At 64.5% G+C, this 12499-nt stretch carries 11 protein-coding genes; 2 read left to right on the top strand and 9 right to left on the bottom strand.

Translation table 11 applies throughout. From position 1 onward, the window contains the following. The first annotated feature begins 97 nt into the window (after positions 1–97). Positions 98–2347: an NADP-dependent malic enzyme gene (locus KP003_RS12975; protein WP_217299652.1), complete on the top strand. Its 2250-nt coding sequence runs from the start codon at positions 98–100 to the stop codon at positions 2345–2347. Between the two features lie 213 nt (positions 2348–2560). Beyond that, on the top strand, positions 2561–3292 hold the full coding sequence (locus KP003_RS12980; protein ID WP_217299653.1) for an energy transducer TonB: 732 nt from the start codon (positions 2561–2563) through the stop codon (positions 3290–3292). 3 nt (positions 3293–3295) lie between these two features. Here the strand turns inward: KP003_RS12980 and KP003_RS12985 are convergent, their stop codons facing one another. From KP003_RS12985 to KP003_RS13025, 9 genes are all read right to left on the bottom strand, one after another. Beyond that, positions 3296–5128: a tetratricopeptide repeat protein gene (locus tag KP003_RS12985; protein WP_217299654.1), complete on the bottom strand. Its 1833-nt coding sequence runs from the start codon at positions 5126–5128 to the stop codon at positions 3296–3298. 62 nt (positions 5129–5190) lie between these two features. Continuing rightward, a complete protein-coding gene (locus KP003_RS12990) occupies positions 5191–7077 on the bottom strand; it encodes a transglutaminase TgpA family protein (RefSeq protein WP_217299655.1) in 1887 nt (628 codons plus the stop codon). Beyond that, positions 7064–7876 (bottom strand): DUF58 domain-containing protein, encoded by an 813-nt coding sequence (locus tag KP003_RS12995; protein WP_367620869.1) that lies wholly within the window; start codon positions 7874–7876, stop codon positions 7064–7066. Before KP003_RS12995 ends, KP003_RS12990 begins: the two co-directional genes overlap by 14 nt. 50 nt (positions 7877–7926) lie before the next feature. Beyond that, positions 7927–8844: an AAA family ATPase gene (locus tag KP003_RS13000; RefSeq protein ID WP_216499552.1), complete on the bottom strand. Its 918-nt coding sequence runs from the start codon at positions 8842–8844 to the stop codon at positions 7927–7929. 293 nt (positions 8845–9137) lie between these two features. Beyond that, positions 9138–9890 (bottom strand): 7-carboxy-7-deazaguanine synthase QueE, encoded by a 753-nt coding sequence (locus tag KP003_RS13005; RefSeq protein ID WP_216499424.1) that lies wholly within the window; start codon positions 9888–9890, stop codon positions 9138–9140. Beyond that, positions 9883–10251: a 6-carboxytetrahydropterin synthase QueD gene (gene queD / locus KP003_RS13010; RefSeq protein WP_216499425.1), complete on the bottom strand. Its 369-nt coding sequence runs from the start codon at positions 10249–10251 to the stop codon at positions 9883–9885. The genes KP003_RS13005 and queD overlap by 8 nt, the downstream gene beginning before the upstream one ends. Before the next feature lie 121 nt (positions 10252–10372). Next, the gene (locus KP003_RS13015) at positions 10373–10726 is read right to left on the bottom strand and encodes a hypothetical protein (protein ID WP_217299656.1); all 354 of its coding nucleotides are present in this window, start codon (positions 10724–10726) and stop codon (positions 10373–10375) included. Between the two features lie 27 nt (positions 10727–10753). After that, positions 10754–11362 carry an L-threonylcarbamoyladenylate synthase gene (locus KP003_RS13020; protein ID WP_217299657.1) on the bottom strand — a complete coding sequence of 203 codons (609 nt, stop codon included), beginning with the start codon at positions 11360–11362 and terminating at the stop codon, positions 10754–10756. A 2-nt stretch (positions 11363–11364) separates the two neighbouring features. Further along, the gene (locus KP003_RS13025; RefSeq protein ID WP_216499428.1) at positions 11365–12468 is read right to left on the bottom strand and encodes an aminopeptidase; all 1104 of its coding nucleotides are present in this window, start codon (positions 12466–12468) and stop codon (positions 11365–11367) included. Positions 12469–12499 lie beyond the last annotated feature (31 nt).

Genomic DNA, 12499 nt, shown 5'->3' on the forward strand with positions numbered 1-12499 from the left:
GTGGCAGCACTGTTTCCATCTTTTGCACGCACATGTCGCTCCAGCCGTATTTCCAGTCCGATAGCTCGCCGTCACCACCTGTTTCGAGGAGGAAATCATGACGAAGAAGATAGACGCGCTCGAATATCACGCCAGCGGCCGCAAGGGAAAGATCGAAGTGGTCTCCTCCAAGCCCTGCCTGACCTCCCTCGACCTGTCCCTCGCCTACACGCCGGGAGTCGCCGAGCCCTGCCTCGCCATCGAGCAGAGGCCCTCGGACGCATATCTCTACACGGCCAAGGGGAACCTGGTCGCGGTCGTTTCCAACGGCACGGCCGTACTGGGGCTGGGCAACATCGGGGCCCTGGCCGGCAAGCCGGTCATGGAGGGGAAAGGGGTCCTCTTCAAGCGCTTCGCCGACGTCGACGTCTTCGACCTCGAGGTGAAGTCGGAGGACCCGGACGACGTGATCAAGGTGGTGCAGCTTCTGGAGCCGACCTTCGGCGGCATCAACCTCGAGGACATCAAGGCGCCGGAATGCTTCTACATCGAGGAAAAACTGAAAGAAACCATGAACATCCCGGTGTTCCACGACGACCAGCACGGCACGGCCATCATCTGCTCGGCGGCGCTCATAAACGCGCTGCAGCTGGTGGGAAAGAGAATCGAGCAGGCGCGCATCGTGGTGAACGGGGCCGGCGCCGCCGGCGTCGCCTGCGCCAACCTGGCCATATCGCTCGGGGCGAATCCGGAAAACCTCTGCATGTGCGACACCAAGGGGGTGATCTACAAGGGAAGGAGCGAGGGGATGAACCCCTACAAGGAGCGCCTCGCGCTGGACACGGATCTGCGCACCCTGGAGGAGGCGATGCGCGGCGCCGACGTCTTCATCGGCGTCTCGGCCAAGGGGGCGGTGACCCCGCAGATGGTGCGGGAGATGGCCAAGGATCCCATCATCATGGCCATGGCCAACCCGGACCCGGAGATCACCCCGGAAGAGGCGCTCTCGGTCCGCTCCGACGTGATCATGGCCACCGGCAGGAGCGACTACCCGAACCAGGTGAACAACGTGCTCGGCTTCCCCTTCATCTTCAGGGGCGCCCTCGACGTCAGGGCCAGCACCATCAACGAGGAGATGAAGAAGGCGGCAGTGTTCGCCCTGGCGCAGCTGGCGCAGGAGGAGTGCCCGGACTCGGTCTGCCGCGCCTACGGCAACGAGAGTTTCTCCTTCGGGCGCAACTACATCATCCCCAAGCCGTTCGACCCGCGTGCCCTTTTGCGGGTGGCACCGGCCGTGGCCAGGGCGGCCATGAAAAGCGGCGTGGCCCGCACCCCCATCGAGGACATGGACCGCTACGTCGAGTGGCTGGAGACGCTGCAGGGGCGCGCCAAGGAGACCATGCGCGCCATCATCAACAAGGCCAAGTGCGATCCGAAGAAAATCGTCTTCCCCGAGGGGGACAACGAGAAGATCCTCAAGGCGGCCTACCACCTGGTGGAGGAAGGGATCGCCAAGCCGATACTGATCGGCAACCGGAACAAGGTGCTGGAGAAGATGTCCGAGTTGGGAATGGAGCTGAACGTCACCATCGTCGATCCTGAGGACTCCGAGCTCACCGAAGCCTACGCCCAGGAACTGTACCGCCTGAGGCAGCGCAAGGGGATCACGCTCTCCGAGGCGCAGCGCATCGTGCGCCGCAAGTCGCGCAACCACTTCGGCTCCATGATGGTGCACATGGGGGACGCCGACGCCCTCCTGGGAGGTATCGACACCCACTACCCGGACACCATCAGGCCGGCGCTGGAGGTGATCGGCAGGCAGCCGCAGCTGTCCGGCGTGCACGGCATGTACATGATGGTATTCAAGAAGGGGATCTACTTCATGGCCGACACCACGGTGGAGATCGAGCCGACCGCGGAGGAACTGGCGGAGACCGCACTCCTGGCGGCGGAAAAGGTGCAGTTGCTGGACATCGTGCCGAGGATCGCCATGCTCTCCTTCGCCAACTTCGGGTCGGTGAATCACGCGCTGACCCAGAAGGTGAAGCGTGCGGTGGAGATCGTGAAGGAAAGGGCGCCCGAGCTGGAGATAGACGGGGAGATGCAGGCGGACACGGCGGTGACGCCGGAGCTTCTCGCCAACTACACCTTCTCCACCCTGACCGGCCCCGCCAACATCCTGATCTTCCCGGACCTGAACTCGGGGAACATCTGCTACAAGCTGTTGCACCGCTTGGGAGGCGCCGAGGCGATCGGGCCGCTGTTAATGGGGATGAAGAAACCGGTGCACGTGCTGCAAAGAGGCGACGACGTCGCCACCATCGTCAACATGGCCGCCATCGCCGTGGTGGATGCCCAGAGCATGTAGCGGGACAGCACCGGGTTGCCGGCCAGAGCTCCCCCTTCCTTGACGGGGGGGAGTGTTGCGAACGAACACAAAAGGGACCTTTCCGGGTCCCTTTGCTTTTTCCGTAAACGTCTTTCTTTGGTTGCCAGGGCCGTCGCTAATTTGCTATACATGACGGACACTAACCACGCGGCACGCCCCGCTTTCGGGGCCGGAGAAGGACGGGCAACAGACATGCAAGACGCGTTAGATCCGCTCGAGGAAGAGGAATACCCCACCAGCCTCAACAGGCAGTTGCTCACCGGGCTCACGGTCTCGCTGGTTTTGCACCTGGTCTGCGCCGCGCTCCTTCTGGGCATCCCGGGAGGGGGTGAGCCGGCGCGCCCCGCCGTGACCTACGTCGACCTCAACACCATCCCCGCACCCGTCCCGGCCGCCCCCGCGGTCCAGCCCCAGCCTCAGCCAGAACCCGACCCGGAACAGGCCGAGGAAGAGGCTGAGCCGCTGCCGCCAACCCCTCCGCCACAGCAGGTGCAGGCCGCGCAGCCCGCCGCCCCCGCGCCGCAGCCCGCGAAAACCCAGACGGCCGCCGAGGAACGCTCCCACACCACCTTCGGGATGGGGCTCACCAAGGGATACTTCAGGACGCTAAGCGACGGCGAGACGCTCCGCCCGGAGATCAAGGAGTACTACATCAGGCTGCTGCAGGGGGTCAACGAGAAGTGGTGGTTGGAACAAAAGGATCAGAAGGTGGCGCCGATCGTGGTGAACATCACCATCACCCGTAGCGGCGAGATCATCGGCAGCACCATTTTGGAAAGTTCGGGAAACATCGTCTACGACCGGGCCGTGCAGAAGACGCTGGAATCGGCCGGTCCGCTTCCCCCGGTCCCCCCCGACTACATCGGGGACTTCTTCCAGGCGCCGGTTCGCCTGGTCCCACCGCTCAACCTCTTATCTTGGTAGGGGTCAGGCCCCCTCTTCCAGCTCCAGGTCGATGATGTCCGGGACCTCCTCGCCCGAGAGGGCGGAGAGCCTGCTGGAAGCATCCTGGTAGGCGGGATTGGCGCGCATCACCTCCCGGTACAGCTCGATCGCCTTTTCCACCGCGCCGCTTCCCTCCGCAAGCACGGCCAGCTCGTAGTTGAGACAGGTCCGCTCGTCCTTGGAGATCACGTCCAGGTCCAGCCCGCGCCGCAAGAGTTCCTCGGCCTTGGCCGGCTCCCCCTTGTCGCGGTAGCAGATCGCCTGCAGGGTGAGGCAGTCGAAACGGCGCTGCGGGTTCGCCGCGGCGATCTCGAACTCCTTGATGGCACCGGCGTACATCCCCATCTCCTTGTAGCCGATCCCCAGATCGTAATGCGACTCCAGCTCCTCGAGGTCGAGGTCGGCGGCGCCGGCCTCCGCTTGCGGGAAGATCTCCTCCCAGCCGCGCGGCTGGACCTGCTCCGGGGCGGTTAACGCTTCCGCCCCCGGAGACGTCTCCGCCTCCAGATCAATCTCAGCGACCGGCTCCAGCTCCAGCTCGACCTCCTCGATCTCGGTCGGTTCCGCGGCTTGCTCGGGTTCGGCGGGCTCTTGCGGCAGTTCCGCCTCTTCTTCCCAGGAGAATTCGCCGATGGGGGCTTCCTGGTCCGGCAGGGTCAACTCCAGCTCCCCTCCCTGCTCCAGGTCGAGCTCGACCACCGAAGCGGTGGCCTCTTCCGGCTCGGCCTCCTCCAGTTTCTCCTCGACCTCGTCGAAGTTCAGCTCCAGCGAGAAATCGAGCGGGAGCTCCACCTCGGCCGCTGGCGGGGCTGCGGGCTCCGGCGACGGCTGGGGAGCCTCGACGACGGCCGCCGCTTCGGGAGCCGGTGCCGCTTCGAAGAGATCATCGTCCAGGTCGAGTTCGATTTCCTCTTCCCAGGCTATGGAGCCCGCCGTCTCGGCGTCTTCCTCTTCGGTGTCCCACGGGGCAGGGGCCTCGTAGGAGGCCGGGGATGCCTCCACGGGTGCGGGTTCGGGGTGCGGCGTCGCGGCGGGCGCCGCGAAGGGGTCGGGGAGCTCAGCCGCGGGAGCGTCCCAGTCCGGGAGCACCGGCTCCTCGACGGGAGCCTCCCAGTGGGCCGCCGGCGCCTGTACTCCGGGCACCTCCTCACCTGACTCAAAGCCGGTCAGGGAAAGCCCTTCATTTTCAGACAGAGGTGCCGGCTGGGCCTCTTCCTGTTCCGGGAAGAGCTCGTGGGCACGCGCGGCGACCGAGGCTGCCTGGTCCGCAAGGCCGCGGCTGCGCAATCCGGCAGCCAGAGCGGCAAAGGCCTCCCTGGACTGCTCCTGTGCACCGGTCGCATAGAGCAGTTCCGCATACTTCAGCTTGGTGGCGGCGTGCTCGGCGTCTACGCCCAGCATCTTTTCCACCACTTTGAGAACCTCTTTCAAGGCTCCTTCTTTCTCGTACTGCGCCGCCACCTGACTGTATTCGGCCATCGCGTTGCCGATCAGCCCCTGCTGGTGATTGAGGTGGGCGATGGTGAGCGCGGTGGCGAGATTGCCGGGGTTGAGACGCTGGATCTGCTTGTAGATGGCGATCGCCTTGAGGAAATAGCCGTTGTCGGCGTAGTGCTTGCCGATGTCCTCGTACTGCTGGATCGCCTCATCCTTGCGGTTGTCGCGCACGAGGAGCTCGGCCAGGCGCTGGCGATAGCGGATGTCGTTGGGCTCCATGGCCACCACCTGCTGGTAGTCCTTGATTGCCTTGTCGATCTGCCCCTTCAGCACGAACCGCTGTGCACTTTCCAGAATTTTTTCTTTTTTGGAAGCCAAGTTATCGCCTCGTAACCCCTGAAAATACGGAAAGCTAAAACTAAATCAAAGCCGGTCCCGTGTCAAGGACGATCCTGGGATGCTTCCCGGACGATTTCCTCGAGTTCTGCCGCCTCGGCGCGGCTCAGGGGACGGTCGCGGTAGACGGCGGAGCCGTACACGGCGACGAACCGGGCCAGGTGCCGGTCGTGCAGCCGGGCGGAGAGCTCGAAGAGCCCTTCGTTCCCGCTTATCTCGCCGGGATAGCGCTTGGCCAGCAGGCGGAGCATGCGCCGTAAAAGACGCGCCTCGACGGTGGGGGGGCGCCGCCTGCGCCAGAAAACCCAAAGCAGCAGCGACGCCAGCGCCGCCAGGGCCAGGAGCATCCCCCTCCCTAACCAGGGAGGCAACCGCAGGTTGCGGGCCTTGCTCCCGGCATTTCGCACCAAGGCCATCTGTTTGTCAAGGTCATAGGTGACCACGGCCTTGTCCCAGTAGAACCCGACCATGTCGAGGTACATGGCAACGCCCCGCGCCTGCGTGCTCCGCACCGTCCCCAGGGCCCAGGCGCTCGGGTCCACCGTCCGCCACCCCACCCCGTCCAGGTAGGCCTCCACCCAGACGTGCGCCATGTCCTCGGTGACCAGGTAGTACCCCCCCATGGCGTTGTAGGTCCCGCCGCGGTACCCCCCGACCAGGCGCGAGGGAACCCCGGCCAGGCGCAGCAGTATGGCGTAGCAGGAGGCGAAGTACTCGCAGTTGCCGCGCTTCTTCTTGAAGAGGAAGGAGTCGAGCGGGTCCCCCCCCACCGGGAGGCCGGTATTGGCGTAGGTGATGCGCTGCCTCCGGAAAAATGCCTCCAGGGTCCTCATCTTGTCGACGGCGCTGCGCCCGGACTGCGCCACGTCCCGCCCCTGCGAGCGGATGCGCTCGGAGATGTGTACCGGAAGCCTCAGGTAGAACTCGCGGTCGATGCGCGGCACCGTGACGGTGTCGGCGAGAGCGGAGTCGGCCAGGTACCTGACCTTCTGGTCCAAGGGGCGGCGCGCCTGGAAGACGCCGTCACTGGCGGGCTCGTTGCGAAGCCCGGTGATGGAGCGCGTCACGTTGAGAGCCGGGAGGTAGGGGTTGTCGGAGCGCTCCGGGTAGATCTCCTGGAGCACCACTTCCCCCCTGACCCGCGCCGGGGCATCCTGCGGCACGGGCTCCCGCACCCACGCCTCACCCTTGAAGGCGTTCAGCACCACCGCGCGCCAGTAGAGCCTCTGCTCCGGCACCCTCGGGGTGACCGCGCGCAGCACGACCCCTTTCACCTCCGCGACTGCGGGGGCGGTCCCCGGCTGCACCGTGTCGGAGAAGCCGGTCTTCTTGCCGACCGGGGGGTTCATGAAGTTCCAGATCGGGAACTGGGTCCTGGGGAGAAAGAAGAAGAACAAGAGGAGCAGCGGCAGCGAGGCAACCGGGATGAGCGCGGCGACGCCCAGCACCCTCTTCGCCTCTTTTCGGGAGAGGACGCTGGCCGGGTCGTCGGCATGGAAGGTCAGAAGCACCAGGGCCACCGCCAGCAGGAGCAGCAGGGAGAAGAGGTAGGCCAGGAACAGGGCGGAGATCTCGTAGAGCGAGGAGGCGGACAGGCAGAACAGCGCCAGCGCGAAGGCCTGCAGGTAGTTGCGCCCGGTCCGCTCGCCGAGGAGCCTCACGCCGAGAAAGACCACCAAGAGGTCTGCGGTCACCGGGACCAGGCGGCTCAGGGAAAACCCCGAGGCGAGGTACGCAAAGAGCAGTATCGACGCCGGCGTCAGCACCCGCGGCGGCAGGGCGCGCCCCCGCACCTGGAGGAAGGCGGCCAGGGCGAGAGCCGCCGGGAAGAAAAAGCGCGCGAAGGGATCGAGGTAGGCCTGCAGCGGCAGGTATCCGATCAGCGCGACGCAGGCGGTGAGCCCGCTCAACAGGAGGTCAATCTTTACCATAGCCGGCAAGCTCCGTGAGCAGTCTGAGCCGATGGGCCCTCGTATTGGCCGGGGAGATCACACGCGCCCCAAGCTTCAGGCCGACCGGGCGCCCACCCTTGATGAGGCGGTTCACCAGGAAACTGCAGAAGGAAAGGCGCTGTTCCAGGTCGCGCCCCGGGATCAGGTCCAGGTCGAGTAGCAGCGGCTCGGCGGCCGTCGCCGTCAGTTCCTTTACCTTGAGCACCTCGTGCTTGGCGGAGAGGCGCCAGTGGATCAGCTTCAGGGGCTCTCCGCCACGGTAGTCGGAGATCTTGGCCAGCTCCCCGTCGTAACCGGCGACAGCCACGGAAGCGGCCTCCCCGGCGTCCGGCTTCCCGCCGGGAGCCGGCACCGTCAGCGCACGCGGCGCGGGGAACACGGTGCAACGCTCGGCAACGGGGAGCGCGGCGGCACGGACGAAGAAGTTCACCGGAAAGGGGGAACTCACCGATGCCGTAAGCGGCTGCAGGGGGCCACGCACCGGGAAGCAAAGCAGCAGCGAACCCGACTGCGGCCGATCTTTCTCGATCAGCAGGAAGGTGGTGGAACTCCCCGAGAGGGTGACCCGGATCAGGAAGGAAGGGAGGAACTTCTTGGCGTTGGCCAGGGTGACGGAGACGAAGGTTTCGCCGCCGGCATATACCTCGTCGGGCAGATGCACGCTGAGTGCGAGCCCACGGATGTTGAGCCACCCCAGGACCCCCGTGGTCGCCATGAAAGCGAGCATGGCGGCGACGATGAGAAAGAGGAGGTTGTTGCCGGTGTTGACCGCGGACACCCCCAAGAGCAGCGTCGAGGCGACGTACAGCCCGCCCCCCTTGGTGAGCCTTATGTGAGCGGGAGAGGGATCTCCTTTAAGATCGCGTTTAATACGTGCTCCTTGTCCACCCCTTCGTGCTCAGGGCGGAAGATGAGGCGATGCGGGCAGACGGCATGGACCACGTCCCTGACGTCCTCGGGCGCCACGAAGTCGCGGCCGTGCAGGTAGGCGGCCGCCTTGGCGGCATCCACCATGCCGATGCCGCCGCGGGTGGAGAGACCTGCCTGGATCAGCGGGTGGTTGCGGGTCGCCTTGATGATGGCGTAGACGTAGTCGGTCACCTTCTCGCCGACGTACACCTCGCTCTTGACGGTCCTTATGGCGGTCACCAAGTCGTCGATCCGTACCAGAGCCGGAATCTGCAGGATCTCGTCGCGTATGCTCCCCTGCCTCAGGATCCCCTTCTCGATCTCCTCGGGGGGGTAGCCGATGCCGGTGCGGATCAGGAAGCGGTCCATCTGCGACTCGGGGAGCGGGTAGGTCCCGACCTGCTCCACCGGGTTCTGGGTCGCCAGCACCAGGAACGGCTCGGGGAGCTGGTAGGTGACCCCCTCCACCGTGACGCGGCGCTCCTCCATCGCCTCCAGGAGCGCGCTCTGGGTCTTGGGCATGGCGCGGTTGATCTCGTCGATCAGGACGATGTTGTTGAAGATGGGGCCCCGGATGAAGTTGAAGCGTCCTTCGGTGCGGTCGAAGACGGAGAGGCCGGTGATATCGGAGGGGAGCAGGTCGCTGGTGCACTGGACCCGGCCGAAGGAGAGCCCGAGGGCGCTGGCAAAGGCAAGGGCCATGGTGGTCTTGCCCAATCCCGGGATGTCCTCAAGGAGGATATGGCCGCCGGTCAAAAGGGCCATGAGGCTCAGGCGCAAGGCCCTCACCTTTCCCTTCAGGTGCTGGCTGGAGAGCTCTTCCAACACCGCGTTCATCTCGTCTACCTTGGCTAGCCTCTGCACGTGGGAAACCTCCTGGGGGGATGCCACAGCCACTCATTATAACGGCCACCCCGTGAAAAGGAAAGGGCGCCCGGAACGGGCGCCCTTAACTTCTGTCGTTATGTTCCTGTCGTCATGCTCCCCTCTCCCCCCGGGAGAGGGTGGCCGCAGGCCGGGTGAGGGAAGTGACCGCGGGAAGAGCTGCGACAATCGGGAATCGGAGCAGCAGCGCCTCCGCCCCTCTCCCGAAGGTGGAGGGAGGCCGGAGGAGTACCGGCCGGGGATGGCTACAGCTGCCCCATAAACTTGTGGGTCTGCGGGATGACCCGCACCTCGCTGAGCGAGGAGCAGAGTTCCTGGAGTTCCAGGGTCCGCAGGGCATCGATGCCGATGCTCCCGTCGGCGCGGGTCATCGGCTGCAGGATGAGCGGGATGGACGGATCCACCGCGGCGATCATGGCGCAGGAGCGCTGGATCTCCCAGTCCTCGGTACCCTGGTCCACCACGATCTTGACGAAGACTTCCTTCATGGCCGCCAGCTCCAGAAAGGCGTGGTGCTGATCCCACAGCTCGGGGCAGCCGGACGAAGAGGGAAGCTTGATGTCCATGCCGATGCTGTCCAAGTGCGGGATGAGCGGCGCCAGCGCCTCGGGGAGGGTGCCGTTGGTCTCCAGGTAGATCGGAAGGAGCCTTTTCAAGACCGGCAACCATTCCTCGAGCAGCGTGCCGAAGAGAAGCGGCTCGCCCCCCGTGATGCTGATGGAGTGGTGAATCCCCGGCCAGGCGGCGGTCCAGCTTTCGATCAGCGTGGCGACGCGCTCCAGCGGGACCGGGTTGGGCACCTTGAAGAAATCGCGCCGTCCCGGGGTCAGCTCCAGCAGGCAGTCGTCGGGAACGGCGCTCATGCCGGGGGTGTCGCAGAAGCTGCAGTTCAGGTTGCAGCCGGAGAAGCGGAGGAAGACCTGGCGCAGGCCGACCAGCACCCCTTCCCCCTGGATGGAGGAAAAACATTCGACCAGGGGCGCCTGCAGTTTACTCATAGTAGCTCGCCGCCGCGAAGTCCGATTCCCAGACGGTGACCATCTCCACCTTGACCTTTTCCGAGCCGAAGATCTTGGTCAGCTCATGGTAGAGGTACCGGGCGATGTTCTCGGAGGAAGGGGAAACATCGGCGAAGGGGGCCAATTCGTTGAGGTACTTGTGGTCCAGCGTCTTCAGGAGATCGTTGGTCTCCCGCTTGAGGATCTTGAAGTCGATGCCCAGGCCCGCCTTGTCCAGCTCGTTGGTGGTGATGGAGACTTCGACTTTCCAGTTGTGGCCGTGCAGGTTTTCGCAGTCACCCTGGTAATTGATCAGATTGTGGGCCGCGGCAAACGCAGTGTGAATGGTGAGACGGAACATGCCACCCTCCCTTTTCATTATTTTCATTCCGGCCAATATATCATGAAAACCAGGCCGAGGTTAAGGTTAAGGTTTAGGGGAACCGAAAAAACCGGATCTCGACCTGAACCTCGACCTGCTTCTAGATGTTGATGCTCTCTCCCGGCGGAAGGGCCGGAGGGGGTGGCGAGGTGATCCAGGTGTAGGTGAAGACGAAGAAGAGGACGACCAGGGAGAAGAGGAGGAGGAGACTTGGAAAAAGGCGCACCCGCGGCTGTGCCACACCGCTTTGCAAAAGCCCCAGGGCGGCAACCAGCACCCCGAAGCCCCCGAGCATCCCCGACAGGAAGAAACCGAGGAAGGTGAGGCGTGCCTCCCCCTCGATGCCGAGCCTCAACAGGGCGGAGAGCTCGCTATGAAAGAAGGTGGCGACGATCAGGGCGACGATGCCGGCGCAGATGGCTCTGATGCCGCGGCGTACCGTGGTTTTACGCATGGGACATAACCTCGGGTCGGGACGGTCCTATTCGCACCAGCTCACGTCCCCGACGCCCTTTCTGAGCACTTCGGGACTGTCGCCGATCAGGCTGACCACGGAGCTCACGTCGGCGGAAAGATCGCCGCCATCAACCACCAGGTCGAGCTGCTTCCCGAGTTCGTGTTCGACGGCCCAGGGGTTGCCGATGGGATCCTCACCGGAGAGGTTGGCGCTGGTGGTCACGATGGGAGCACCGAGTTCCCTCACGATGGCGAGGCAGATCTCGTTGTCCGGGATACGGATGCCAACCGTCTTCTGCTTGGTCTGCAACAGGTCAGGGACCACCGTGGCCGCCTCCAGGACGAAGGTGTACGGCCCGGGAAGCAGGCGGCGCAGCTGTTTGAAGGCGTAGTTGGAGACGCGCGCGTAGCGTGCGATCTCGGACATGTCGGTGCAGATGAAGGAGAAGGGCTTCTTGCGGTCGCGCTGCTTGATCTGGTAGATCCGCTCGATCCCCTTCTTGCTGAAGATGGAGCAGCCGATGCCGTAGGTGGTGTCGGTGGGATAGGCCACGACGCCGCCGTTTTTCAGGATCTCCACCACCTTGGCGACGAGCCGTGGTTGCGGGTTATGGGGATTGATCTCAAGCAGCATGTCTAATCACCCGGGTTTAGTCCCAGAAGCGGCTCGTGCACGAAGCGGCCGTCCTTCTGGATCAGGATGTCGTCGAACCACAGTTCACCGTCTCCGGCCAGGATCTTCACCATGTCCCAGTGCACGGCGGAGCGGTTGCCGTTGTCGCACTCGTCGTAGGCCTGCCCGGGGGTGAAGTGGATGGAGCCGAAGATCTTCTCGTCGAAGAGGATGTTGCGCATCGGCACCCGGATCTTGGGGTTCACGCCGACGGCGAACTCCCCCACGTAGCGCGCCCCCTCGTCGGTGTCGAGGATGCGGTTCAGCTCCGCGTCCATGCCGGGCGAGGTGGCCTTGACGATGCGCCCCTTCTCGAACTCCAGGCGGATGTTGTTGAATTCCTTTCCCTGGTACACGGTGGGACAGTTGTAGGTGATGTACCCTTCCACCGAGTCGCGCACCGGCGCGGTGAAGACCTCGCCGTCGGGGATGTTCAGGCGCCCGTCGCACTTGATGCCGGGGAGCCCCTTGATGCTGAAGGAGAGGTCCGTGTCCGAGGCCTTGATGCGCACCCGGTCGGCGGCGTCGACGCACGCCTTCAGCGCGTCCTGCTTCCTCGACTCCTCCTCCCAGTCCATGCAGCAGGCGGCGAAGAGGTAATCCTCGTACTCGTCCAGGCTCATGCGCGCTTCCTGCGCGGCGCCGTGGGTCGGGTAGCGGGTGACCACCCAGCGGGTCCCCTTGACGCGCTGGTCGATGATGGGGCGCACCACCTTGGACCAGGCGATCATGCTCTGCTGGTTCGCCTTGGCCATCACCATGGAGTTGTCCGCGGCGGAGAGGCCGAAGTAGACGTCCACCTCTTTCATGAAGTCGAGTTTGTGCTGCGGGAAGTAGGAGAGCTGGTCGGGGTTGGCGAGGTTGTAGAAGTAGCGTCCGATGTCCGGGATGCTGAACTCGTACTCGACGTACTTGGCCCCCTTCTCCAGGCACAGGGCGTAGAGCTCCTTGACCAGCGGCGCACCTTCCAGGCCGGCGCAGGAGATCAGCACCACGTCGCCCGGCTGAACGCGGGCCGAGTAGTTGACCAGGACTTCGGCGAATTGTCTGACGCGAGGATCTTTCATATGCGTGCCCCCGTAAGGTGGTTTCAGGATG

The organism is Geomonas diazotrophica, from assembly GCF_019063885.1.
In the GTDB taxonomy this organism is placed as follows: Bacteria; Desulfobacterota; Desulfuromonadia; order Geobacterales; family Geobacteraceae; genus Geomonas; species Geomonas diazotrophica.